General features: G+C 56.6%; 18 protein-coding genes and 4 pseudogenes. 12 read left to right on the forward strand and 10 right to left on the reverse strand.

The features are described 5' to 3' along the window. The first annotated feature begins 110 nt into the window (after positions 1-110). Positions 111-1,176 (forward strand): annotated as a pseudogene (locus IEI95_RS07910) (IS5 family transposase). On the opposite strand, the gene IEI95_RS07915 reads toward IEI95_RS07910, so the two are convergent. Continuing rightward, entirely contained in the window at positions 1,140-1,517 is a 378-nt protein-coding gene (locus tag IEI95_RS07915) for a DUF2867 domain-containing protein (protein ID WP_081088931.1), read from the reverse strand. The pseudogene IEI95_RS07910 and the gene IEI95_RS07915 sit on opposite strands and share 37 nt — an antisense overlap. A gap of 170 nt (positions 1,518-1,687) precedes the next feature. Here IEI95_RS07915 and IEI95_RS07920 point away from each other — a divergent pair, with 170 nt between their 5' ends. Further along, positions 1,688-4,930, forward strand: a complete 3,243-nt coding sequence (locus tag IEI95_RS07920) for a response regulator (protein WP_071207468.1) — start codon at positions 1,688-1,690, stop codon at positions 4,928-4,930. 48 nt (positions 4,931-4,978) lie between these two features. Here IEI95_RS07920 and IEI95_RS07925 read toward each other — a convergent pair. Further along, positions 4,979-5,578: pseudogene (locus IEI95_RS07925) on the reverse strand (IS630 family transposase); the annotation flags it as partial. Between the two features lie 74 nt (positions 5,579-5,652). Between IEI95_RS07925 and IEI95_RS07930 the strand changes: the two are divergent. After that, the gene (locus IEI95_RS07930) at positions 5,653-6,684 is read left to right on the forward strand and encodes an IS110 family RNA-guided transposase (protein WP_060716676.1); all 1,032 of its coding nucleotides are present in this window, start codon (positions 5,653-5,655) and stop codon (positions 6,682-6,684) included. Between the two features lie 207 nt (positions 6,685-6,891). On the opposite strand, the gene IEI95_RS07935 is transcribed toward IEI95_RS07930, so the two are convergent. Continuing rightward, positions 6,892-7,278, reverse strand: a complete 387-nt coding sequence (locus IEI95_RS07935; protein WP_060716675.1) for a helix-turn-helix domain-containing protein — start codon at positions 7,276-7,278, stop codon at positions 6,892-6,894. Between the two features lie 429 nt (positions 7,279-7,707). Beyond that, on the reverse strand, positions 7,708-9,498 hold the full coding sequence (locus IEI95_RS07940; protein WP_060716674.1) for a methyl-accepting chemotaxis protein: 1,791 nt from the start codon (positions 9,496-9,498) through the stop codon (positions 7,708-7,710). Positions 9,499-9,674: 176 nt separating this feature from the next. Here IEI95_RS07940 and IEI95_RS07945 point away from each other — a divergent pair, with 176 nt between their 5' ends. Further along, complete coding sequence (locus tag IEI95_RS07945) at positions 9,675-9,878, forward strand: COMM domain-containing protein (protein WP_060716673.1); 204 nt, start codon at positions 9,675-9,677, stop codon at positions 9,876-9,878. 6 nt (positions 9,879-9,884) lie between these two features. Here IEI95_RS07945 and IEI95_RS07950 read toward each other — a convergent pair whose 3' ends face one another. From IEI95_RS07950 to IEI95_RS29755, 6 genes and pseudogenes are all read right to left on the reverse strand, one after another. Continuing rightward, a complete protein-coding gene (locus tag IEI95_RS07950) occupies positions 9,885-10,847 on the reverse strand; it encodes an HD-GYP domain-containing protein (RefSeq protein WP_060716672.1) in 963 nt (320 codons plus the stop codon). 464 nt (positions 10,848-11,311) lie between these two features. Continuing rightward, positions 11,312-11,434 carry a hypothetical protein gene (locus tag IEI95_RS29595; protein ID WP_267967346.1) on the reverse strand — a complete coding sequence of 41 codons (123 nt, stop codon included), beginning with the start codon at positions 11,432-11,434 and terminating at the stop codon, positions 11,312-11,314. Then, positions 11,420-11,707 (reverse strand): annotated as a pseudogene (locus tag IEI95_RS07960) (transposase); the annotation flags it as partial. The gene IEI95_RS29595 and the pseudogene IEI95_RS07960, both read right to left, overlap by 15 nt. Continuing rightward, positions 11,682-12,287 (reverse strand): LysE family translocator, encoded by a 606-nt coding sequence (locus IEI95_RS07965; protein ID WP_060716671.1) that lies wholly within the window; start codon positions 12,285-12,287, stop codon positions 11,682-11,684. The pseudogene IEI95_RS07960 and the gene IEI95_RS07965, both read right to left, overlap by 26 nt. Before the next feature lie 104 nt (positions 12,288-12,391). After that, on the reverse strand, positions 12,392-12,877 hold the full coding sequence (locus IEI95_RS29600; protein WP_060716670.1) for an asparagine synthase C-terminal domain-containing protein: 486 nt from the start codon (positions 12,875-12,877) through the stop codon (positions 12,392-12,394). Beyond that, a complete protein-coding gene (locus IEI95_RS29755; protein WP_114386918.1) occupies positions 12,837-13,130 on the reverse strand; it encodes an asparagine synthase-related protein in 294 nt (97 codons plus the stop codon). Before IEI95_RS29755 ends, IEI95_RS29600 begins: the two co-directional genes overlap by 41 nt. A gap of 567 nt (positions 13,131-13,697) precedes the next feature. Here IEI95_RS29755 and IEI95_RS07980 point away from each other — a divergent pair. The 8 genes and pseudogenes from IEI95_RS07980 to IEI95_RS08015 all read left to right on the forward strand — a co-directional run bounded on the left by IEI95_RS07980 (position 13,698) and on the right by IEI95_RS08015 (position 24,163). Next, the gene (locus IEI95_RS07980; RefSeq protein WP_234934178.1) at positions 13,698-15,602 is read left to right on the forward strand and encodes an EAL domain-containing protein; all 1,905 of its coding nucleotides are present in this window, start codon (positions 13,698-13,700) and stop codon (positions 15,600-15,602) included. A 28-nt stretch (positions 15,603-15,630) separates the two neighbouring features. Further along, positions 15,631-16,515, forward strand: coding sequence for an amino acid ABC transporter substrate-binding protein (locus IEI95_RS07985; protein WP_234625150.1), 885 nt, complete (start codon positions 15,631-15,633; stop codon positions 16,513-16,515). A 31-nt stretch (positions 16,516-16,546) separates the two neighbouring features. Further along, positions 16,547-17,446, forward strand: coding sequence for an amino acid ABC transporter substrate-binding protein (locus tag IEI95_RS07990; RefSeq protein WP_071205909.1), 900 nt, complete (start codon positions 16,547-16,549; stop codon positions 17,444-17,446). 177 nt (positions 17,447-17,623) lie between these two features. Then, positions 17,624-17,776: pseudogene (locus IEI95_RS29760) on the forward strand (transposase); the annotation flags it as partial. A 484-nt stretch (positions 17,777-18,260) separates the two neighbouring features. Further along, on the forward strand, positions 18,261-21,695 hold the full coding sequence (locus IEI95_RS08000) for a response regulator (protein ID WP_060716665.1): 3,435 nt from the start codon (positions 18,261-18,263) through the stop codon (positions 21,693-21,695). Then, positions 21,692-22,531 carry a CheR family methyltransferase gene (locus IEI95_RS08005; RefSeq protein WP_194416233.1) on the forward strand — a complete coding sequence of 280 codons (840 nt, stop codon included), beginning with the start codon at positions 21,692-21,694 and terminating at the stop codon, positions 22,529-22,531. The genes IEI95_RS08000 and IEI95_RS08005 overlap by 4 nt, the downstream gene beginning before the upstream one ends. Next, complete coding sequence (locus tag IEI95_RS08010) at positions 22,528-23,094, forward strand: chemotaxis protein CheB (RefSeq protein WP_234625147.1); 567 nt, start codon at positions 22,528-22,530, stop codon at positions 23,092-23,094. The genes IEI95_RS08005 and IEI95_RS08010 overlap by 4 nt, the downstream gene beginning before the upstream one ends. Before the next feature lie 7 nt (positions 23,095-23,101). Next, the gene (locus IEI95_RS08015) at positions 23,102-24,163 is read left to right on the forward strand and encodes a response regulator (protein WP_060716663.1); all 1,062 of its coding nucleotides are present in this window, start codon (positions 23,102-23,104) and stop codon (positions 24,161-24,163) included. Positions 24,164-24,584 lie beyond the last annotated feature (421 nt).

Here is a 24,584-nt window from a genome sequence, read left to right on the forward strand (position 1 = left end):
TTTCAGGCGCTTGAGATCACGACCGACAATTAGCTGGACACCTCTAAAAACCTCCCCTTTTTTCGGGATTCGTGATTCACTTCGGCTGTGTGATTTGCAGGGAGCGGATGATGCGGGGACAGCCAGGGTTCTGGGATTTGGACGAACGTTACGAGCGGCTGAGTGCCGTTGGTGATCCTCTGGAAAAGCTCAACGCGATCATTCCCTGGCCTGTGTTCGAGAAGCCGCTCGCCAAGTCGCTGAAGCGATCTGATGGGTCGAAGGGCGGTCGCCCTGCTTTCCCGTCAGTGCTGATGTTCAAGATCCTGGTGTTGCAGGCGCTTTACAATCTCTCCGATGATCAGGCCGAGTTCGTTATCCAGGACCGATTGTCTGTCGGAGAAGGTGCCGGACGCCAAGACGATCTGGCTGTTCCGCGAAAGCCTGGTGCGCGCCGGTGCCATCGATAACCTGTTCGCACGCTTCGACAAGCACCTTTCACGTTCGGGCTATCTGGCCAAGGGCGGGCAGATCGTTGACGCGACGATCATCCAGGCTCCCAAGCAGCACAATAGCCAGGATGAGAAGGCCGCGATCAAGGCTGGTGAGGTCCCGGACGAGTGGAAGGACAAACCCGCCAAGCTCGCGCAGAAGGACCGCGACGCGCGCTGGACGGTGAAGTATTCCAAGGCCAAGCAACCGACGGAAACACCGACAACGGCCGCGACCAAGCAGCATGACATTGCCATCCCGATGTTCGGCTACAAAAATCATGCGGGGATTGATCGGGTGCACGGCTTCATCCGGGGGTGGACGGTAACGAGTGCGAGCGCCCATGACGGGGCCCAACTCCGCTATGTCGTGACAAAGGACAACACAGCCTCGACCGTCTGGGCCGATAGCGCCTATCGGTCGAAGACCAACGAGGAGTGGCTGGAAAAGAACGGACTGAAGTCGGACATTCACCAGAGGAAACCGAAGGGCCGCCCCATGCCCGAGGCTATGTCGCGGGCCAATGGCCACCGCTCGAAAGTTCGCTCCGCCGTCGAGCATGTCTTTGCCAGGCAGAAGGACAAGATGAAGCTCTTCATCCGCACCATTGGTATCAGCACGGCAAAGGTGAAGATCGGCGTGGCCAATATCGCCTACAACATGCTCCGCTATGTCTGCCTGACCGGAAAACCGCAGATGGCGTGATGCTCGTTGGCCGAAAGGCCGGAATGCAAGCCGCCAAGGCGGCAATTATCACCCAAAACTAACAGGTCGCTTGCCGAATTCACCGCCGAAATGGCTTTGTCAGCTCTTGCAACCGTCCCATGCCGGTAAATAGAGGTGTCCAGCTTATGAACAGGTCCGACCGGCAACATGTAAATGCGGCCAAAGGTATTATGCGTGACGACAGACGATGTGATTGTAAGCACCCAATCTACGATCGAAAGGCAGAGCGTCACGTCCAAGTGCCGATTGACCTCTGCACGCGTCGGAATGTCAGCGATACCAGCTTGACAGAGCGTTCTCCGACAAGCAGCCGAGGCCATTGGGAAGACTCCCGTCCACTGTCAGTCCTGTAAACTATCCAAGTCTCATAAGCCCATGCAATCCTAACCTAAAACCCTAATTGCGGGATCCTTCCGGTACTGATAGATCAGTACCTGTTGCTCAATAATCAGAGGAACTGTTTCCACTCAAATTCTTGGCTCAGATGACGATGTCGCCCAAAGCCTCAAACAACTTTCTGCCGCTCGGCAATCCGTGCGCGGACGCGATTGCTCGCTTCGAGTGGAGCGACACGCCCTTGGGCGACCTTGGCCAGTGGTCAAGCCTGCTTCGGAACATGACGTCCTACGTCCTTGGATCCGGTGTTCCCATGGTTTTGCTGTGGGGTGCCCAGGGCACAGTCATCTATAACGATGCCTATGCGAGTTTTGCGGGCTCCCGCCACCCGGGATCGCTCGGACAGACCTTAAGGAGGGCCTGGCCTGAACTGTTGGAGCTTGATCAGAACTTTCTGACAACCGTCCTCTCCGGCAAAACCCTTTCCTATCGCGATCAGCATCTCGTGGTCGAACGCAACAGCGCTCCTCACGATGTCTGGCTGAACATCGATGCCAGCTGCGTCCGGAATGACGACGGCGTACCCTGTGGTGCTGTGATCATCCTCAAGGACACGACTGCCCGGGTTCGTGTCGAGCAGAGACTTCAGATGGCCCAGAAAGCCGGGGGCATCGGCACATTCGAATGGTATCCCGATACGGGCCTGCTCGAGGTTTCCGACGAGTATCGGCGCATCTGGGGACTGTCACCCGACATCGAAGTGACCGATACGCTTTTGGTGAGCCTGCTTCATCCCGACGATCGTTCGAACACAGGACCGGCAAAGCTCGGCAGCGACAATCCGCTCGACTATGTCGAATACCGCAGGCTTTTCGAGACGTCCGGCGAGGTGAGATGGATCGCCCGCCAGGGGGAGGTGGTTTCAGGCTCCGGTGGGGCCAAGCGGTTTGTCGGCGCTGCGATGGACATTACGCCCCGAAAGGCGATCGAAGCATCTGTTCGCGACAGCGAGGCGAAGTGGCGAGAGCTGTTCGAGCAGATGCAGGAAGGGTTCTTCGTCGGTCGCGCTGTGCGTGATGCCGCCGGCCACATGCATGATTTCATATTTGAAGAGCTGAATCCAGCCTTTACCAAGCAGACGGGGATCCCCGCAGAGGACGCCATCGGTCATCAACTGGGCCACATCGTTCCGGACGTTCCCCGCGATCTGATCGATGGCTATGCCAGGGTGGTGGATACAGGTGTCGCGGAGATGCTGGAGGCCCACGTGCCATCGCTCGACCGGTGGTTCGAGGCGCGGGCGCGCGCGCTCGGCGGCGACCGATTTGCGGTGTTGTTCCTCGAAGTGTCCGAGCGCAAGCGCGCCGAACGTCTGGTGGCGGAAAGCGAAGCGCGGTTTCGGTCCCTGGCGCAATCGATGCCCAACCACGTCTGGACGTCGCCACCGGATGGGGCGCTCGATTGGTTCAACGATCGGGTCTATGCCTATAGTGGATCCGCTCAGGGTAGCCTTAACGGTGATGGCTGGGCAGCTATGGTTCATCCGAACGATATCCCTGCGGCCGCCGAAGCTTGGTCCAATGCCCGTGCGATGGAACAGCCTTACGAGGTCGAGTTCAGGCTGCGGCGCCATGACGGGGTCTATCGCTGGCATATCGCCCGCGCGGTTCCCATCAAAGCGAGCGATGGAAAGATCGATCGATGGATCGGCACCAATACCGACATCGACGATCAGAAGGCGGCGGAAACCGCCCTTGCTGAATTCGCGCTGACCCTGGAGCACCGTGTCGAAGCTGGAACTGCGGAGTTGGTGAAGGCGCAGGACGCTTTGCGCCAGGCCCAGAAGATGGAGACAATCGGCAATCTGACAGGTGGCGTCGCCCACGATTTCAACAACCTCCTACAAGTCATTGGCGGGAACTTGCAATTGCTGGCGAAGGATATCGCGGGAAATCACCGTGCTGAAACGCGCGTCGAGAACGCAATGGAGGGTGTGTCTCGCGGCTCGAAGCTTGCGTCGCAACTCCTGGCATTCGGCCGCCGGCAGCCATTGGCACCGAAGGTCGTAAGCCCCGCGCGTCTGATCCGAAACATGGACGAGATGCTGCGCCGCGCGCTTGGCGAATCCATCGAGATCGAGACTGTTATCGCCGGTGGTTTGTGGAACACGCTTATCGACAGCGCCAATCTCGAGAACGCCCTGCTGAACCTGGCGATCAACGCGCGCGATGCCATGGATGGGCAAGGCAAGCTGACGATCGAGGCGGGCAACGCCTTCCTTGACGATGGATATACGCGTTCTCATGTTGATGTGTCCGCCGGTCAATACGTGATGCTGGCCGTGACGGATACCGGCTCCGGCATGTCGGCGGAAGTCTTGGAAAAAGCGTTCGATCCGTTCTTCAGCACCAAGCCCGAAGGCAAGGGGACAGGTCTCGGCCTCTCGATGGTCTACGGATTTGTCAAACAATCCGGGGGACATATCAAGATTTATAGCGAGCTCGGCCAGGGTACCACCATCAAGCTCTATCTGCCCCGCTCTAGCCAGTCCGAGGACGTTCTTGTCAACATCGATATGGGTCCCATCGTAGGTGGGACGGAAACGATCCTGGTGGCGGAAGACGATAATGCCGTGCGCGAGACTGTCATGGCGACGCTGAGCGATCTCGGTTACCGCGTCCTTCAGGCGCCTGACGCGCAAAGTGCTCTTGCGATTATCGAAAGCGGTATGGCGATCGACCTCCTATTCACCGATGTGGTGATGCCAGGAAATCTCAAAAGCACGGAACTGGCGCGCAAAGCTGTCGAGAGGCTGCCGCAGCTCGGCGTTCTCTTTACGTCGGGCTATACCGAGAATTCTATCGTTCATGCCGGACGGCTGGATCCGGGCGTCGAACTGTTGAGCAAACCCTACACACGTGAGGCTTTGGCGCGAAAGTTGCGTGCCGTATTTGCGAACACGAAGCAACGTATGCTTACCGCCACGACGACACAACAATCCATTCCATCTGTCCCCGGTGATCCGCCGGTGCGATCCCTTGTGGTGCTGATTTGCGAGGATGATGCCCTGATCCGAATGAGCACGCGGGATATGCTGGAAGAGCTGGGTCATTCGGTTCTCGAAGCCGGCGACGCGAGAGAGGCTCTCGGCATTATCAATTCAAATCAGATTGATCTTTTGATGACCGATGTCGGCTTGCCAGATATGTCAGGGGTTGCACTGGTCGAGCGCGTGAGAACAATCGCACCCGATCTGCCTGTACTTTTTGCGACGGGACACGATCGGGTGGAAGGCACGGCGATGGGACCCATGACCAGGCTCGTTCGCAAGCCATTTGGATCAGACGATCTGTCCAAGGCTATCTTGGCGGTAGTCGGGGGAGTGAGCGAAGGATAGTCCAGGAAGCCGTATTTGTGCGACAATAATCCCTAGAGTCTGTCAGGTTTAATATGAACCATATCCTGCATGTCTGAGATAATTTGAGCATTCCTGTGGTGTGAAGAGCTTGAGCAGTTCGCCAATGCGCCTCCACGTTGTTTCGACGGTTCGCTCTTCGGCCTTTCTGACGAGCGTCTTGAGCTTTGCAAACATCATTTCGATGGGGTTGAGATCGGGGCTGTAGGGCGGCAGGAAAAAGAGATGGGCACCGACATCCCGGATCGCGTCACGGGCAGGCTTGCCTTTGTGGCTGCCCAGATTGTCCAGAATGATGACGTCGCCTGCCTTCAATGTGGGAACCAGGCATTGACGGATCCATGCGGTGAAGGCAAGGCCATTGATGGGGCCGTCGAGCACGAAGGGGGCAACGATGCCGTCGCGGCGCAGGCCAGCCAGAAAGGTCAGCGTCTTCCAATGACCATGAGGGACTTTTGCGATGAGAGGCTCTCCGCGCTGACACCAGCCGCAAGTGCGCGTCATGTTGGTCTTGACCCAGGTTTCGTCAATGAAGACAAGCCTGTCCGGGTCAAGCCGATGCTGATGGGTCTTCCACCGCGCTCGGAACCGGGCCACCTTCGGCCTGTCCTGCTCGCTTGCCACCAGTGTTTATGGAATGGCCCGCCCCTTTCCCCAGCGTCTGTTATGATGCTGGCGTGTGAAAGGAAGAAAGGAACGGACCAATGAACATAATGATTCTCGGAATTGATCTGGGCAAGAACTCCTGCAGCGCAGTTGGTGTCGACGCAACTGGTGCGGTGGTTACTCGCCGGACGATGCGTCGCGAGACGCTGATTGATTACGTAGCGAAGCTCCCGATTTGCGTGGTCGCAATGGAAGCATGCTGCGGTGCCCATCATCTGGGTCGCCTGTTTGCTAGACAAGGCCACGAGGTCCGGTTGATGTCGCCGGAGTACGTTCGCCCGTATATCAAAGCCCAGAAGAACGACGACCGGGATGCTGAGGGTATTGCCGAAGCTGCATCTCGACCAACCATGCGTTTTGTCGACCTTAAGAGCGAGGAGCAACTGGACATCCAGACGCTTCATCGGGCGCGTTCTCGCCTTGTGACTGAACGAACGAACCTCATCAATCAGCTTCGCGCGATCCTGTTGGAGCGTGGGGTAATCTTTCCGGTTGGGAGGCGAAAACTCGAGCTTGGCGTGGACAGCATGCTTGCAGGGAGCAATGAGGTCTTGTCGTCGCGACTGTGCCAGCTGGTTGGCGAGTTGCGTGCAGAATGGAAGGAACTCGACACAAAAATCGCAGCTCTGAATACCGAATTTATCCAGTTGGCTCGCGGTGATGCCGCTATGTGCAGGCTGACATCTATCCCTGGAATCGGTGTACTCAATGCGACGGCCCTGGTCGCTGCGGTGGGTGATGCGAGCAGCTTCGCCAAGGCTCGCGATCTGGGCGCTTGGCTCGGATTGGTCCCCAGACAGTACAGTACTGGCGGTAAACCCCGACTGCTTGGGATATCAAAACTAGGCAACACCTATCTGCGCACTCTACTTATTCATGGTGCTCGCGCGGCGTTACCGTCGCTTTCAACGAGTAACACGCCTCTCGGGCGATGGCTGAAGGCCATGATAGAGCGACGCGTACACCGTAACGCTGTGGTTGTAGCGCTGGCGAACAAGCTGGCACGAATGGCGTGGGCCGCCTTGCGCAAGGAAACAGCTTTTGACCGCAGTTACCCGGTAGCTGCGTAATCGGATTGGCTACGCACTATGAAACGCGCAGCCCAACGAAGTTTGCAGGAAGGATCGTGAAGATGGCCTGACAGTCGAACGGCGTTTGGAAAGCCCGGTTAAAAAAATGGCACTGGGTGCCGAAGTGTTTATTGGGGCTCTGAACGTGCGGATGTCCATCTTGGCCATGAGCTTACTCATGAGACCGTATACGTTGACGCAGACTGATCAGCAAATCGTAGAATGCTCTTGCAAGCGGGGCGGGCCATACGTTTTGAAGGTCTTGCCTTCTGCGCGCAGGAACCGCCAGACCGTGTCGTGGGACACGTTGATCCCTGAAGCCTTCAGGTCCGCCGACAGGGCACGCACCGTCCAGTCTGACTTGACCTGCAGCCGCTGACGCACTGCATCGGCCGCAGCCCCCCTCAGGGTTGGCTTGACATAGCCGCCGATCTTCGCTTGCAGCAAGCCTTTGCCCGAACGATTCAACTGTCCGATCCGCACAGCAGATGCCGCCGATATGCCAAACCGCTCCGCTGCGCGGACCGTCATGCCACCGTTCAACGCCCCCGCAATACGCGTTCGTAAATCCAAAGAAAGAGGTCTTGCCATCATCACCGGCCTCCACACCAGCAATGATCTTGAATCACAAAATCAACCACAGGGAATCTGGAGGGTTATTTGAGGTCGCATCGGACGGCGCGGCGAATTCGGGCGGCCTCATGTAAGCCGCATTGAACGAAGGCGCGGGTTGTTTGGCGCTATGGGGATTTAGCCGCGGCGGTGGATGGTGGTTGGCAGGATCGAGCCTTGCCGGAACGCGTCGACAGGTCTGGAAGGAGAGTCGTGCCGGTATTTGCGGTGTCTTTGATGCCCCTATCGGTTGGCTTGCATCGACCGAACTCTTGGTGCTGTTGCGTTTTACCTCGCGCAGGCACGATTGGCCAAAGCACTCGCCTCGCGGCCTGCGTGCCGTACGGTGATGTTCCCAGGCTTCAGAAACGGGCTCCAATGACGCGCCCAGCATAGATCGGCAGTCAGCGGTTAAAATTCCTCCCAGTTTGATTCTTTCGTGGCCAATGCCGCGTTACCGCGTGCGGCCGAGGACGAAACAGGTCTGCGGCTGGCTGGGGGTGAAGACCGGGGCAGGGGTCGCAGCGGACCACCGGTCGATGATGGCATCGATCTCGGTACATCATCGAACCTGAATTGCTCCAGCAGTTCGAACAGCGCGGCTGCCTCACGGGCCAGACTGTGGCTTGCGGCAGTTTGCTCTTCGACCATGGCCGCATTCTGCTGGGTCCCCTGATCGACGGTATTGACCGCCTGATTGATCTCTCCAAGGGCGGTAGATTGCTCGCGAGAGGCTTCGACGATCGCAACGACATTCGTGTTGATGTCGTGCACCTGAGTGGCTATCTCCTGCAAGGCGGAGCCCGCCTTCGTCACGAGAGAAACACCGTTTTGAACCTGCCCGCCCGAAGCAGTGATCAGCATCTTGATTTCCTTTGCCGCCGTCGCAGATCGCTGTGCTAATTCACGAACTTCCTGGGCGACGACTGCGAAACCCTTGCCGGCTTCACCGGCGCGGGCGGCCTCGACGCCGGCATTCAATGCCAGAAGATTGGTCTGGAAAGCGATCTCATCGATGACGCCGATGATGTTGGAGATTTCCCGCGACGAGTTTTCGATCTGATCCATGGCACCGATTGCGTCTCGAACGACCTGACCAGAGTGCTCCGCATGTTCGCGGGCGCGACTGACGAGCTGTCCGGCCTCTTCGGCGCGGCGGCTGGAGTCCTTCACAGTCGTCGTAATCTCTTCAAGTGCCGCAGCTGTTTCCTCGACAGAGGCTGCCTGCTGTTCCGTCCGTTTCGCCAGTTCATCGGCTGCGGTGCGAATCTCGCTCGAACCGGCCGCGATCGCACGTGCATTGTCAGCGACCGTCGCCATCGCTCGCTTCAGCTTTTCGGAGGCGGCATTGAAATCGGTTCGCAGGCGTTCCAGGGACGGGATGAATGGCTTTTCGATATTCTGTGACAAGTCGCCGTTGGCAAGATTGTCCAGGCAACCTGCAAGCTGGTCAACATTTTCGACGCGCCCGGTCACATCGGTCGCAAACTTCACCACCTTGAAGACATTGCCATTCATGTCGAAGATCGGATTATAGGAGGCCTGGATATAGACCTTGCGCCCGCCCTTGCCGATCCGCATGAACTCGTCCGCCACCAGTTCGCCTCCGGCAACCTTCATCCAGAAGTCCCGGTAGGCGGCCGAATTGACGTAGGAACTTTCGCAGAACATCGAATGGCGCTTGCCCTGGATCTCGGACAGGGCATAACCGAGGGTCGACAGGAAGTTTTCATTGGCTGTCAGCACGTCGCCGGCCGGAGTGAATTCGATGATCGCCTGTGCCCGGGACAGAGCCTCTAGCTTGCCGGCATCTTCGGCAGTCTTGAGCTTCTGAGCAGTGATGTCGGTGGCGATCTTGATCACCTTCACTGGCCTGCCACGGCGAATGACCGGATTATAGGAGGCCTCGATCCAGACTTCCTTGCCGCCTTTGCCGATGCGCTTATATTGCTGCTGATCATATTGACCGGCTGAGAGTTTGGCCCAGAATGCCTTGTAATCCGATGACCGCGCATAGCCCTGTTCAACAAACATGCTATGCTGCTTGCCGACGATTTCCGATAGCTCATAGCCGAGCGCGCGGCAGAAATTTTCATTGGCTGTCAATATCTTGCCTGAAAGATCGAACTCGATCATGGCTTGAGATTTTGATAGCGCAGAAAGAATTGCGACAGCATTGGCACCACGATTGAGAATATTCACGGGCGATCCTCCATGGAGACGTTCGTGGCTATACGTCGAGCCACAGTACGAATACTCGCACACTGATATTAATTCGGAATTAATTATAATCGTAACGGTTGCAGTCCAAATACGCGTAGAGATTCGCGAGTGACGGAGAGAAAATACCACAACCAGACCTTGATGAACGAGGGCGCATGGTCGCGCCCCCGCTTCGGGAATTCAATCGCTACATCAAACAGGGAATGTCCTGCATCGTAAACCTCAAGATCGACAAACCGGGCGGAGATACGCAATCGGTGCAATTTTCGATGACACCGGAACAGTGCAGAGAAATCGCCAACAATCTGATGATCTGCGCGCAGGTCATCGAGTTGGAAAGGCCGACTGCCCCGCAATGACGCCTCTCAGTGGATCGTGCCGCTGATAACCATTCTGGAAACGAAGGCCTTCAGCAGATCCGGGTCGAAATGCCCGGTTGAATGTATCATCGTGTCAATTGCCTCCGCCTGCGTCCAGGCCCGCTTGTATGGCCGCACAGTCGTCAATGCCTCATAGACATCGCAGATAGCGGCGATCCGGGCGACAAGCGGAATATCGTTTCCCGCCAATCCATGTGGATAGCCAGAACCGTCGAATTTCTCGTGGTGGGAAAGACATATCTCAAGGACGGCGTTTGAAACGTAGGGCTCTTTCTTCAACATTTCGTAGCCGCGTTGCGGATGAGTGCGGACTAGCGCCAGTTCATCGGCCGTGAGTTTGCCGGGCTTGCGCAACAGTTCCACCGGTAACACCATCTTTCCGAGATCGTGAACAAGCCCTCCAAGGCCGAGTAGGCGGATCTTCTCCTCGTTCAGTCCAAGGTTTCGGCCGAATGTGATCATCAACGCGCTGACGGCCAGCGAATGAAGAAAAGTCCCTTCATCCTTGTCCTTCAGCTTGGCAACGCCGATCAATGCACTTGTCGTCGACATGGCGTCGGACATGACCTTTTCGACGGCTAGACAGGCGGAATCGAATTGAAAGGCGTGATGAAGCTGCGCCTGGACGAGGACGTTTCGAACATAGGGTCGCGTCTCCTCAATAGCCCTTTGCGCCAAGGCAATTTGCTCGCCTGAGAAAAAGCTATGCAGATGGGCTTGAAAGGCGGCGGGGTTCAGCCCCTCGGGAGGGAACGCGGTATCGGTGTCGATGCCCTTCTGTGTGTCAATGACGACGCTGATAGCATGGCTTGCCATCATGCGATCGAGATCCAGCGAGGATTTAATCAGAAACCGCCCATGCGGTTTCGCAGGGTCGAGAGCTGTCCCTTCCAGCTCCTCGACAAACATTCCCACGCGGACCTGATGCAGCCTGATCCTCTTTCGCAACTAGCTCTCCCCAGAAGTCTCCCTTTACTGCCACGCGATAATGAGCATTCTTCCTACGATATGACTAATAGTCCATGGTGTGGAGTGGGGCAATCACCTGAGGCACCAACCCGGGCAGCGCTCGCAATCTACATGTGCGCCGAACCGGAACGCGGATTTCGATAGCCTGTGCAGGAGGCTGTTCAATCTGAATGAGCCACCGGAGCGCCCTGCCGGACCTGGAATTCCGATCGACGGTTCTGGATAGAGAGGCCTGACATAACTCGAACAGGAGGTGGCAATGCCCGAAATCCCTGCAAAGGGCTCTGCCGTGGCCAGAACGATGTCCATGCCATTGGTTTGGAGTGGGCAACTGAGACCCGAACCTCCTCCAGATACTCTTCCTATTGTCGGAGGAAGAGCTGGATGTCGGCGAACTGGCTATGCGGGTGGGCCTTGAGCGATCGGAGGTGTCGCGGCATCTATTAAAGCTCGCGCCATCGGCTGCGTTCGAGCGTGCCGATGTTTCCACGGTGTTCTCTATGTCTGTCATACGAGAAGGTGAAGTCCTGGGCATCTGCGCCCTTTTCGCCGGTGCTGTCGATCATCAGCCATTCCAGGTCAGCTTCGCGCGCCAGAACCCGAAAGCATCTGGTCAAGTACGCCCATCTCGATCCAGCGGTAATAGCGCCGTTTCACCGAGCGATAGTCCCCCAGCCGCGCCGGCAGGTCGCGCCAGCGTCCGCCCGAACGGCCATCCATAATAACGCATCAAGGAAATCCCGGTCGTCGGTGCGCGGACCACGACGACCTTTGGTCCCACTAGGCACAAAAGCCTTGATGCTCCTGATGTTATTAGCGACTTGCAACCAGCACGCCAGCGCCAATCATGAGCGCCCCAGCGCCACGGTTCAACACGCCGAGCTTCTTCGGATCGGTAAGAGCGGATTTTGCCCTCTGTCCCAGATACACGTGCCCACCTACGACCACGACCTCGATGAGCGCGATGATCGCCAGCAATTCCAGTGTGTCAGACACTGTTAGTGGCCGAATGCCGAGAACTCCCGGTAGGAGCGCGAGGTAGAAGATTGGCATCTTGGGGTTGGATATGTTCAAAAGAAACCCGGTTAAGAAGAGCCATACCAAGCCGCCGCGCATCACCCGGGGCTTAATGTCCGGTTTCGATCTCCACATCATAACGCCTGTGTAGATCAGATACATGGCACCCACATACTGAATGAATCGCAGCTTCTCGTTCATGTATTGGGCAATTGCATTGAAGCCAATTGCCGCGAAGATGACGAACAGAAAGATGCTGCAAACGACCCCAACACCATACGCAATTCCGTGCGCCGGGCCGTTGGAGACAGTTTTGGAAAAAATCGTAAGGTTGTCCGGGCCTGGGCTCGCGGCGAATACGAAGAAAGCCAAGCAAAACGTAAGAATTGTCTGAGTGTCCATTCGCTGCTCCTCTGTTCGCTAAATTCATCGAAATTAAAGTTGCCGCCATCGAAATAGTCAGTGCCGACTTTCTTGTGTCGTTCGGTAGGCGCATTGTACCCGAATTAGAGAAACATCGCCAACGCGTTGCGAATTTGAGGACCGTCGATATTGTCTGGGAGCAGTATATCAGAAGGGCGAGTGGCATCGGTGAGCGCACGAAATATTTGGTCGTGGATCCCAATCCCTTCCGGTATTCTAATCTTAGGACGGTCAATCATATAGTCCGGAATATCACCCCGGAATGCTTCGCGGAGTACGAACTTCTCAACGCCGGTCCTGACCTTCAAATCGAAGGGGAAAGCCATGGCGAACTCGATAAGCCATCGATCTAGGAATGGGAACCGGCACTGGATCGAGCTTGCCATACTGCTGCGATCGGTACGCTGAAGATCCGTACGGAAGAGATTATTCAGCCTGTAGGTCGAGAGAGCGTAGGGATCTTTGGCCGTTTTGAATAGACCATATCGCGCAAAAATCTCATCGCTTCCATCTCCCGACAGCGCAATCTTAAAGCCATTCGCCCGGACCCCGGCATAAACGGATGCCATTTGTTAGCATATCCGAGATGTCGACGGGCTCGAAGAACTCTCCGCTGAAGATTGAATTGCGAATGTTGCGTTTGTTCTGTCCACTTTGAAATTCCGTCACGATATGCGGAATGCCGCGCTCGGCGCAAAAACGCCGCGCATATTCCAGATCTGTGGAATTTTGAGTGCTGATCGGAAACGCTGTGACGTCCCGATGATATTTTGCGGCCAGATGGAGCACGATTGTGCCGTCGAGGCCGCCCGAGAAGATCAGTCAGTCTGGAATGTGATTTGGACACCTTTGGGAAGATCAAAACCTTAAATCGTCACTACGCCCTAAGGACAAATGCCGTTTTCGCGTGTCTCGCCGCCCACCGTTAATCAGTCTTCAAGCGATCTGATCCACCATAGTAAATCGTGCAAGTTGCTTTTGCCGGTCTTCCATAGTCCTGCGTTTTGATGATGGAGCTGATAGATATTGATGACCAGGGATTCCGCGCATGCAATACCGGTTGCTGTGTTATCCCCGTTGCGCAATCGGCCGCGCATCCAGAAATTGTCGCTTGTTGTTCGCCAGTGGCGGCGGTCGCTTGGGGCGAAAATCACCCTCGTGCTTCTGGTTGGTGTAATCTTTGCCTATGGCGTCGGAGCGATGCTTGGTCTGACAATGTTCGTGTCCGCCGCCCGTGAACAACGCGAGACCCAAGCGAAAATCAACATACAGATCGCCAGCGCCGCACTCCGTAGCGTCTATACTTACGTTTCAGCCACTGTCGATGCCAATGGCCGGATCGCCCGCATCGTCTCCTCCCAACCTGTCGGTGACGATGCGTCCGTTCTGTTGACAGGCTTCAGCCCCGTTGACGTACTGGCATCCATTTCAGCGCAGACCACGAACAATGCGTGGCTGTTCAGCTATGACAGCCAGACAAAGACGTTCCTTCCCATTGCCTCGTCATTCACCGGCACCGAAAACCCTGAAAACATTACCGTTACGGGAGACATTTTCTCGAAGCTGGCCGATGACCAACAGCTGACAACAGGCTTTGCCTCGATTGGCGGGACGATGCACTACGTCGGCTTGCTGCCTATATCCGACGGCGCCGGCCGACTGATGGGAGCGGTTGCCACGAGCATCGGCAGGGCAGACGAGCTTCGTCGCGCTCAGGAAGCTCTCATTCGTAATTCCCTTATCGTGTTTTTCGGCATTCTCTGCCTGACAGGCTTTACCGTGACCTCCATTGCGCGTCGCCTTTTTAAACCGTTCCCCCAGCTCGTCCACGCGACTTTGCGGGTAGCCCGCGAAGACACCGATATCGTGACGCCCTTTCAAAATCGCGCAGATGAGATCGGCGACCTTGCGGTTGCGATTGAAACCTTGCGGGAGGCGGTTGTGGAGCGCGCACGCCTGCGCGAGATCCGAGACATGGCGATACAAATGGAGCATATGGCTCACCACGACGCCCTAACCGGCCTGCCGAACCGCGCTTTGCTGATGAAACGTCTCGACGATGCTGTAGCAAGGTGTTCTGCCATGCAAGGCGGATCTAATATTCTTCTTCTCGATCTGGACCGGTTCAAAGCCGTCAACGACACGCTTGGCCATGGCGCTGGCGATGCGCTTTTGATTGAGACTGCAGACCGTATCCGGTCCTTGATCGAGGTCGATGACGTCGCGGCTCGTCTTGGCGGCGACGAGTTTGCGATAATTCAGCGGGTAAGGGCTAACTATCGCCCGGAAGCAGAAGCTCTTGCCAAGCAGTTGATCGAAAGTCTCTCGCAGCCGCTTGCGATCGGCAACCAACAGGTAAAAATCGGGACCAGCATCGGCATCGCCTCCATGCCTGTCCACGGGGTGTCCGCAGACCAGGTTCTGCAAAATGCCGACCTCGGGCTTTACCGCGCCAAGTCCAAAGGGCGCGGCACATTTGCCTTCTTCGAGGAGGGCATGGACATGGCTGTTCAAGGGCAGCATGCCTTAGCAATCGAACTTCGAACCGCGATACAAAAGCAGGAGTTCGAGCTGCACTTTCAGCCCATCGTCGACTTCAGCAGTGGGGCCACCTGTGCATTCGAGGCATTGATCCGCTGGCGCCATCCCAAGTTAGGGCTGGTTGCGCCGGACCGATTTATCTCCTTGGCGGAGGAGACGGGTTCCATAACCGAACTGGGAAATTGGGTTCTGCAAACTGCTTGTGCCGAGGCGATGAGGTGGGAGAAGCATATTAAGGTGGCAGTCAATATTTCCGCCCTCCAGTTGCGCGAGCCGGATTTCGCACCAGACGTCCTCAGGATGCTGAGCGTGTCCGGGTTGGAACCAGAGCGCTTGGAACTTGAAGTGACTGAAAGCCTCGTCCTGGAAGATGAAGTCAGTATAGCCGCATTGACTGCCTTGGCTAAGGCCGGAGTTTCCATCGTCCTCGACGATTTCGGGACAGGTTATGCATCGCTCATCTCGCTTCTGCGCGTGCCGTTCAAGAAATTAAAGATCGACCGCGCCTTCGTCTCCGGGTTGCCACACGACGCTCCGTCGGCGACAGTCGTCGCAGCGGTCATTGCCTTGACGCGGCAATTAGACATCACAGTGACTGCCGAAGGGGTGGAAAACGAGGCCCAGGCTGAAATCCTCAGGCTCTCCGGCTGCACGCAAGGGCAGGGATACCACTTCGGCCGACCGTCTCCTTCTGTCGTTCCCGGCATCCATAGCAGCGAAACACGTCCGGATTCGCGGTCAAAAATTTCATAGGAAAAAGCGAGGATTTTGCATGCGCAGCATTGGTACCGCACTGACCGCCCTGACACTTGCTTGCGTGGCAACTGCTAACGCGCTGGCTGGCGAAGCCACGCTCGACAAGATCGCAAGGAGCGGTGTCATTACTTTAGGCTATCGCCAGACCGAACCTCCGTTTTCGTACAAGACGCCGTCCGGAGACATCATCGGGTTCTCGATGGACCTTTGCCAGCATGTTGCGGCGGATATTGGCAAGCACCTCAAACGAGAAGATCTCAAATTAGAATATGTTCTTGCAACGCCGGCGACACGTTTCATCCTCGTCAAGAACGGGACGATCGATATCGAGTGCGCGGCAACCACCAACAATGCCGAACGGCGCAAAACAGTTGAATTTTCCTATCCTGACTTTCTGACCGCTACCCAGTTTGTGACGCGCCGAAGCGACAGCATCACGTCAATCGAGGATCTTACCGGTCGAACAGTGACGTCGGCGTCGGGTACGGTGAATATCGATCAACTCAATACTATCAACCGTGAGAAGAAGCTCAGCATAGCGGTGATAGCGACCAAGACCAATGAGGAGGCCTTCAATCTGGTCGTGTCCGAGCGGGCGCATGCTTTCGTGATGGACGGTATCCTACTTGCTGCCATGATCGCCCAGTCGGATGATCCGTCAAAATATTTGCTGTCCGAGGATATGCTGAGCAAGCCAGAGCCTTACGGCCTGATGCTTCGGAAAGACGACGAGGCGTTCAAAACGGTCGTCAACGACAGTCTGCGTAAACTGTTCATGAGCCCTGAGATGGATGCTATCTACGCGAAATGGTTCACATCACCGATCCCGCCGTCGGGCATGAACCTCAATCTTCCGATGTCTGGGGTCCTGAAGAAGGCTTATGCTGATCCAGTGGAGTATAAGGATTGACGTCTTTTCTACTTTGAGGGGGACATTGAATATGTTGAAGACGAGACGCCTGAGACTTCTGTTGGTATTCGTTCTGGTTGCTTTTACCGGAAAGGGGGCTTTTGCAGAAAATTCTCCGATACTCGATAGAATTCTGCAAACCGGGATCATCCGGATAGGATATTCGACAGATGACGCACCTTTCTCGTTTCTGGACGCGTCTGGTAAGCCGATCGGTTACTCGATCGATTTATGTTTGCGAATTGTCGACAGCTTGAGGCAAAAGTATACTCGGCCAGACCTGAAGATCGAATACGAGCCACGCTCAGCGGCGAACCGGTTTGCAAAGGTCATGGACGGGACGATTGATATCGAGTGTGTTTCGACCACGAACACCGCCGAACGTCGAAAGAGCGTGGCATTTTCCTATGCTCATTTTTTGACGGCGACCCAGTTCGTTTCTCTCAAGGCGAGTAACCTACATAGAATTGAAGATCTCGCTGGTCGAACGGTGACTTCGCCGGTGGCCACAAACAATATCGGTTATCTCAATAGCATCAACCGCAGCCGAAATCTCCACATCGCGGTTGTGCCAAGTAGCGACCAGCCGACCGCTTTTGCGATGGTGACCGAGGGGAGGGCATCGGCCTATGTCATGGATAGCATTCTGCTGGCAGTAACCATAGCAAACTCCGGAGCTCCGGAGAAATATAACCTTTCAGACGACTCTCTCATGGCTCCGGAACCCTACGGCCTGATGTTCAGGAAGGGCGACAATACTTTCAGGGAAGATGTCAACGCGGCATTGCGTCAGATTTTCCAAGGAGATGAAATCAAGGACACGTACGATCGCTGGTTCATGTCACCAATTCCACCCAACGGAATCAATCTCAATTTCCCGATGTCGTCGGCCCTGCGAACGATCCTGCATAACCCCGCCGATCAACAGTAATACCGGATTTCGCTGATCGCCACCTGGGGTCAGGACGTATTAATCTTTGAGTTGACTTCAAGGAGATGATTCAAGGTTGCAGGAGGATACTGCCTTGTCTCACTTGCTGATGATGACTTCGGAACAGATGCGCCGGATTGAGCCTTATTTCCCGTTGTCGCACGGGGTGCCGCGAGTAGCGATCGACGGGTTTTGAGCGGCACCCTGTTCGTGATCCGCAATGGCCTTCGATGGGGGGATGCCCCTGCAGACTATGGCCCGCACAAAACCATCTACAATCGCTTCATCCGGTGGATCCGGCCTGGTGTGTTCAATCGCATCCTTGCATAACTGGCAGCTCAAGGCGGGGAACCAGACAATCTGATGATCGATGCAACCCATCTTAAAGCGAATCGCACCGCTGCCAGTCTGCTTAAAAGGGGCTCTACCCCGATGTATCGGACGCAGCCGTGGCGGACTGATCACCAAGCTGCAAGTAGTCTGCGGCGGCCATGGCCGCCACGTCTGTTACATCTAAGCGAACGGCAGGCAAACAATCACAAAACCGCTGCAGCCGTAGTCCATGACTTTCCAAAAAACCCACACCTTGCTCGCCGATAGGGGGCCCAAAGTCATAAGGGATTTTAAGAGCGTCTTCTGGCCATGGAGTGTTATCTTCCAGCTGCTCAGACTTATCGCTCCGGGGTTTATGGCAGGTGATCGCGCGTGGCGGTCTTTTCCAGTTGACACCCACAATGGCATGCTCTTCACAGGAACGATCATTTCTAATCGCTTGCTGATCCCTTCCCGCCCACCCTGAAAACGAGAATCACCTATGAAGAAAAGCGCTGCGCCCGATCCGTCACGCCGAAACCTCGGTCTCGATCCCGGCGTTGCCCTTGGCCTTTTAGGCGCGATAATCTTCTTCCTAATCAGCGGGTTTGTTGCCAATTTCAACCTGCAGGCTTTGCGCGATGGCAATGAGAAGGTTGTCCAGACGCATGTCGCCATCGTCGCGCTGGACGAGCTGCTTTCTCATCTGCAGGATGCTGAAACCGGACAGCGGGGTTTCCTGCTGACCAATAACGAAAGTTATCTGGCACCCTACAATGCGGCGCTACGAGCAATCCCGACGCAACTCGATAAAATCGCGCAGTTAAGTGGGTCCAATATCGGACAGAGCCCGCGACTGACTGCGCTCCGGCAACATGTCGATGGCAAACTTTCCGAACTTAACGAGACGATCGAACTTCGCCGCACGGCAGGGCTGGAGGCGGCACTTGCCGTCGTCAACTCCGACCGCGGGAAGCTCGAGATGGATGCTATCCGCGCTCAAATCTCCGCCTTGGCGCAGGGACAAACAGAGGTTCGGGTGCAGCGGCTCGCCGAAATGAACGCTGCACAGCAGAGAGCACTTCTCAGTACGCTTCTAGCGGGGCTGCTCGGCATCGGACTAACAGTGGCGATTGGCTTGTTGATGCGCAGGGCCACTATGGCTCGGAGACGAGAAGAATGGCTTCAGTCCGGAGAAGTCGGCTTGTCCGGCGCTTTGTTGGGCGATCAACCGATGGAACAGCTCGGCAATAGCATCCTCGACTTCCTGACGCGCTATGTCGGCGCTGTCGCGGGAGCCGTATTCACCGGCGCCGGCGATCACTATCAGCGCGCTGCCGTCTACGGCATTCCGGATGACGCTAGCGTCCCGATGCGGTTCAAAGCCAGAGAAGGTCTTTTGGGGCAAGCTGCTGCTGAAGGTAGAGCAATGATGGTGGGCGAGGTGCCAGATGGCTATCTCGCCTTCGGCTCCGCTCTTGGACGGGATAAGCCGAAGCATCTGGTCATCCTGCCGGGACGCGTCGACGGCACTGTCAATTCCGTCATCGAGCTGGGCTTTCTGCGTCCGATCGACGAACGCATCGTCACGCTCCTGGAACGCGCTTCGGAAGCCGTCGCCATCGCCGTGCGGTCCGGAATTTATCGCAGTGAGCTTCAGAATCTGCTCGAAGAAACGCAACGTCAGTCGGAGGAGCTGCAGACCCAGAGCGAGGAGCTGCGCGTATCGAATGAAGAGCTGGAGGAGCAGGGCCGGGCGCTGAAGGAGTCGCAGGCGCGCCTTGAACAGCAACAGGTTGAACTTGAGCAGACAAATTCACAGCTCGAAGAGCAAGCCCAAGCGCTGGAGGTTCATAAGGATGATCTTGAACGGTCAAACGCTTCTGTTCAGCTCAAGGCGCGGGAGCTTGAGCAAGCAAGCCGATACAAGTCTGACTTCCTCGCCAACATGTCGCACGAACTGCGCACGCCGCTCAATTCCTCGCTGATCCTTGCGAAGCTGCTCGCCGACAACCCGAACGAAAATCTCACCGCCGAGCAGGTCAAGTTCGCACAGACGATCCAGTCTTCAGGCAACGATCTTCTGAACCTGATCAACGATATTCTCGATCTGTCCAAGATCGAAGCTGGCCATGTCGACATACGGCCCGAAGTGGTAACGGTCGAGCAACTGGCCGGCAACCTGCGGCAAGTCTTTCAACCCTTGGCAGCCGACAAGAAGCTTGATTTTTCGGTCGAGATTGGCCCCGATTGCCCCGCGACCATCGAGACCGATCAGCAGCGCCTCGAACAGGTGCTGAAGAACCTCCTTTCCAACGCCATCAAATTCACGGAAGCCGGCCGGGTAAGACTGTCGATCCGATCGGTCTCCGACGGTCAGGTTGCCTTCTCCGTGTCAGACACTGGCATTGGCATCGCCAAGGAGCAGCAGCGAAGCGTTTTCGAGGCGTTCCACCAGGCTGACGGCACGATCAGTCGAAAGTATGGGGGCACCGGTCTGGGACTGTCGATTTCCCGTGAGCTCGTGCGCCTCCTGGGCGGCTCTCTCGGACTGGAAAGCCAGCCGGGCGAGGGCAGTACCTTCACGCTCGCCATTCCGCCAGCCTACGATCCAGCCAAAGTCGCACCGCGCGACGCGCCCCCAAGCGCTGCCGTTGAGTCGGAGCGGCCGTCGTCGGAACTGGCCCGACCGGTAACCCCAAGACCAGCGTCGAAGGTCGAGGATGATCGTGATACATTGACCGACGCGAAACGCGTGCTTTTGGTCATCGAAGACGACGCATCATTTGCTGGCATCGTCCGTGATCTGTCTCGTGAGATGGGATTCCGCTCTCTGGTCGCTGGAACGGCCGAGGAAGCCTTGAACCTCGCCAAGGAATATATGCCGAGCGCGATCATCCTCGATGTCGGTCTACCGGATCAGTCCGGGCTTGCCGTCCTCGACCGGCTCAAGCACGATGTGCAGACGCGCCATATCCCAATTCACATTGTCTCGGGCAGCGATCATGCGGAGACCGCTCTGTCGCTTGGCGCAGTCGGATACGCCGTCAAGCCCGTCATGCGCGAGCAACTGGTCGAAGTGCTGGAGAAGCTCGAGTTCAAGCTGTCCCAGGGCGTACATCGGATCCTCATCGTCGAGGACGACCCGGTGCAGCGCGATGCCGTTGCAAGGTTGCTGAGTTCTGGCGATGTCGAGACTGTCACCGCCAGCACCGCCGCCGAATGCCTGGAACTGCTCAAGCAGCAGACCTTCGACTGCATGGTGCTGGATCTATCCTTGCCGGACGCCTCCGGCTATTCCCTGCTTGAAACGCTGAGCCGCGAGAGCGCCTACGCGTTTCCACCCGTTATCGTCTACACTGGACGCGACCTTTCGGCCGACGACGAACAACGTCTTCGCCGCTATTCAAAATCGATCATCATCAAGGGAGCAAAGTCGCCCGAGCGCCTGCTCGACGAGGTGAGCCTGTTCCTTCACAAGGTGATTTCCGAACTGCCGGACGAACAGCAGAAAATGATCCGCAAGGCCCAGAACAGGGATTCGCTTCTTGAAGGCCGCCGCGTTCTCGTCGTGGAAGATGACGTCCGCAATGTCTATGCCCTCACCAACATCCTTGAGCCCCGCGGTGTTGTCATTCAGATTGCGCGTAACGGCCAAGAGGCACTTGATGCTCTCCAGACCGCATCGTCGGCGGCAAGCGCGGCGATCGATCTTGTGCTCATGGACGTCATGATGCCCGTCATGGACGGCCTCACCGCCACGCGAGAGATTCGTAAAAATCCGGCATGGAAGAAGCTGCCAATCATCACGCTGACTGCCAAGGCCATGCCCGATGATCAACAGCGTTGCATCGATGCCGGCGCCAACGACTATATGGCAAAACCATTGGATGTCGAAAAACTATTGTCGCTCGTCCGTGTGTGGATGCCGAAATGAGCGAGACGCCCGCGCCGGAAAAGATCGAAGACATCGAGATCCGCCTCCTGCTGGAGGCCTTGTTCCTCAAATACCACTACGACTTCCGCAACTACGCGATGGCCTCGATAAAGCGACGCCTCAAGCAGGCTCGCCAACAGCTTGGGTTCGAGACCTTTTCGGCAATGCAGGAAAGTCTGCTCCACGATCCCGGTAGGTTGCCGAAGCTCCTACGGTATCTTACCGTCCAGGTCAGCGAGATGTTTCGCGATCCGAGCTATTTCAAGGCGATCCGGGAGAAGGTGGTGCCGCATCTGCGAACCTATCCTTCGCTCAAGGTTTGGGTTGCCGGATGCAGCGAAGGTGAGGAGTTGTACTCGCTGGTTATCCTGTTTCGCGAGGAGGGCCTGGAAGACCGCACGCTGTTTTACGCAACCGATATCAATCAGGAGGCACTGCAGTCGGCCGAGGCAGGTATCTATGCTTTGGAGCGGGTTCAACTTTTTACCGAGAACCACCGAAAGTCCGGGGGGAAATCCTCTCTGTCCGATTACTACCAAGCCGCCTATGGCAGCGTGGTCTTCGACAGCACCCTGCGCCGCAACGTCCTGTTTTCGGATCACAGCCTCGTCACCGATGCTGTGTTTGCCGAGATGCAGCTGATCTCCTGCCGGAATGTCATGATCTACTTCGATCGTCCCTTGCAGGACCGAGCGCTTGGACTGTTCAAGGATTCTCTCGCTCGCAAGGGTTTCCTCGGCCTTGGCTCCAAGGAGAGTCTCCGCTTTTCGAACCAAGGTGGTTCTTTCTCGGACTTTGTGCGAGAGGAGAAAATCTATCAGAGGCGGGGTGAATGATGTCGGTAAATCCCGAAGCGATCGTAATCGGTGCGTCAGCCGGCGCTCTTGAGGCACTATCGGCGATTTTGCCGGTTCTGCCGCGAGACTTCCGATTACCGATCATTGTTGTCGTGCACGTTCCGCCGGACAAACGTAGCGTCATGGCCGAGCTTTTCCAGGCGAAGTGCCAACTTTCGGCGCGTGAGGCCGAGGACAAGGAGCCGCTCGCCGGCGGGACGATCTATTTCGCGCCGCCGGACTATCATCTACTGCTTGAAGCCGATAGGAGCCTTGCACTGTCTAGCGACGAGCCCGTCCTCTTCTCCCGCCCCTCGATCGACGTTCTATTTGAGAGCGCCGCGGACGCTTACGGGCCGGCCTTGATCGCAATCGTGCTCACGGGCGCCAACAGCGATGGCGCCAAGGGGTTGCAGGCTGTAGTAGACGCAGGGGGAGCGGCGCTTGTCCAGGATCCAGCGGATGCGTTCGCGTCCGCAATGCCCGAAGCTGCCATTCAATTGTGTCCGAGTGCCCGTGTCTTGTCGCTCGACGCGATCGCAGAATATTTAAGAGAGGTTTAAGACGAATATGGAGCCTGTGCCGTTTCTACTGGTCGATGACCTTGAGGAAAACCTCCTGTCACTGGAAGCGCTGCTTCGTCGCAATGATCTTCTTATTCTCAAGGCAAAATCGGGCGATCAGGCTTTGGAAATTCTGCTGCACAACGACGTCGCTCTGGCGCTCGTCGACGTGCAGATGCCGGGTCTCAATGGGTTCGAGCTTGCGGAGTTGATGCGCGGCAATGAGCGAACCCGACGCATCCCGATCATCTTCGTCACCGCAGGCACCACCGACGCGCATCGCCGCTTTCGCGGTTACGAGGCAGGTGCCGTCGATTTCATTCAGAAACCGATCGAACCGGATATTCTGCGCAGCAAGGTTGACGTTTTTTTTGAGCTCTATCGCCAGCGGCAACAGCTTGCAGCGCAACGCGACGAACTCGTAAAACATGCCCAAGCGCTGAAAGATGCCGCCGGCCACAAGGATATCCTGCTCCGCGAGATCAACCACCGCATCAAAAATCTCTTCAGCCTGGCTGCCGGGCTGATATCGCTGAGTGCCCGGCCTGCCACCAGTGTTGCCGAGCTTGAAACCGATCTTCGGTCTCGTATGCATGCGCTGGCACGAGCCCATGAACTGACATTACCCGACTTTGAGACAGGCAACGATGGTGGCCAGATCGCGACCACGGTCACCGCACTGCTGAAAGCGATCGTGGCGCCGCATGATCACGCAGAGGGTTCTCGCATAACGATCACCGGTTCGGACGCGCCATTGACAGGCACCGCCCTCACATCGCTTGCACTACTTTTGCACGAACTGACCACCAATGCCGCCAAGTACGGTGCACTATCGACATCCGAGGGACGCCTGACCATCGATGTTACTGCGGCCGAAGAACTTCTGCATTTGAGGTGGGACGAGAGAGGCTCTCCGCCACCGCCCGAAGTATCGACAAGGGCAGGCTTCGGAACGACCTTGGAAAAAGCTGCCTTGCAAGGATTGAACGGCGCGATCTCCAGGGATTGGACGAGTGAAGGCCTATCGCTGACGCTCGAAATTCCGTTGGAAAGTTTGGTCAAGACCTGACGTCGTGGGAGCCGTGTGCCCTTGGAATGTCAAATTGGAACGCGAACTCATCTGCCTTATCTCTTGAACGGGAGCCGACCGCGGTGCCTCCCATGGTCGCCGAGTTTAGATTCTGGGTGGACATCTCTGCAGCCAGCCTGCCGCCAGTATGAACCATCTGTACTGCCCCTCCATTCGATCTCTCATGCTTCGCTATCTCAGTGGGCCGACAGACAGCGCCATCGCCCCCCTGTATTCAATTAGCGTGATGTCGGAGTGATTTCCTGCTGTGGCGGCAGGCTAGATCTGCAGCCTTCGACATCGGTAAGCAGCAGTCGTGCCTGCGTGCCCCAGCCGCCGATAAGAATATCTTGCTTGCCGTCGCCGTCAAGGTCACCGTGCCAGCGCTCCAGCTTCGCCAGACGGTAATCCCCGGAACCAC

It is taken from the genome of Agrobacterium vitis (genome assembly GCF_014926405.1).
Lineage (GTDB): Bacteria > Pseudomonadota > Alphaproteobacteria > Rhizobiales > Rhizobiaceae > Allorhizobium > Allorhizobium vitis_H.

What these genes read in the sequence shown, in the direction of transcription:
- IEI95_RS07915 (WP_081088931.1), bottom strand. Translation starts at nt 1,517, where the DNA reads ATGGCCTCGGCTGCTTGTCGGAGAACGCTCTGTCAAGCTGGTATCGCT.
- IEI95_RS07920 (WP_071207468.1), top strand. Translation starts at nt 1,688, where the DNA reads ATGTCGCCCAAAGCCTCAAACAACTTTCTGCCGCTCGGCAATCCGTGC.
- IEI95_RS07930 (WP_060716676.1), top strand. Translation starts at nt 5,653, where the DNA reads ATGAACATAATGATTCTCGGAATTGATCTGGGCAAGAACTCCTGCAGC.
- IEI95_RS07935 (WP_060716675.1), bottom strand. Translation starts at nt 7,278, where the DNA reads ATGATGGCAAGACCTCTTTCTTTGGATTTACGAACGCGTATTGCGGGG.
- IEI95_RS07945 (WP_060716673.1), top strand. Translation starts at nt 9,675, where the DNA reads ATGGTCGCGCCCCCGCTTCGGGAATTCAATCGCTACATCAAACAGGGA.
- IEI95_RS29595 (WP_267967346.1), bottom strand. Translation starts at nt 11,434, where the DNA reads ATGATCGACAGCACCGGCGAAAAGGGCGCAGATGCCCAGGACTTCACC.
- IEI95_RS07965 (WP_060716671.1), bottom strand. Translation starts at nt 12,287, where the DNA reads ATGGACACTCAGACAATTCTTACGTTTTGCTTGGCTTTCTTCGTATTC.
- IEI95_RS29600 (WP_060716670.1), bottom strand. Translation starts at nt 12,877, where the DNA reads ATGGCATCCGTTTATGCCGGGGTCCGGGCGAATGGCTTTAAGATTGCG.
- IEI95_RS07990 (WP_071205909.1), top strand. Translation starts at nt 16,547, where the DNA reads ATGTTGAAGACGAGACGCCTGAGACTTCTGTTGGTATTCGTTCTGGTT.
- IEI95_RS08000 (WP_060716665.1), top strand. Translation starts at nt 18,261, where the DNA reads ATGAAGAAAAGCGCTGCGCCCGATCCGTCACGCCGAAACCTCGGTCTC.
- IEI95_RS08005 (WP_194416233.1), top strand. Translation starts at nt 21,692, where the DNA reads ATGAGCGAGACGCCCGCGCCGGAAAAGATCGAAGACATCGAGATCCGC.
- IEI95_RS08010 (WP_234625147.1), top strand. Translation starts at nt 22,528, where the DNA reads ATGATGTCGGTAAATCCCGAAGCGATCGTAATCGGTGCGTCAGCCGGC.
- IEI95_RS08015 (WP_060716663.1), top strand. Translation starts at nt 23,102, where the DNA reads ATGGAGCCTGTGCCGTTTCTACTGGTCGATGACCTTGAGGAAAACCTC.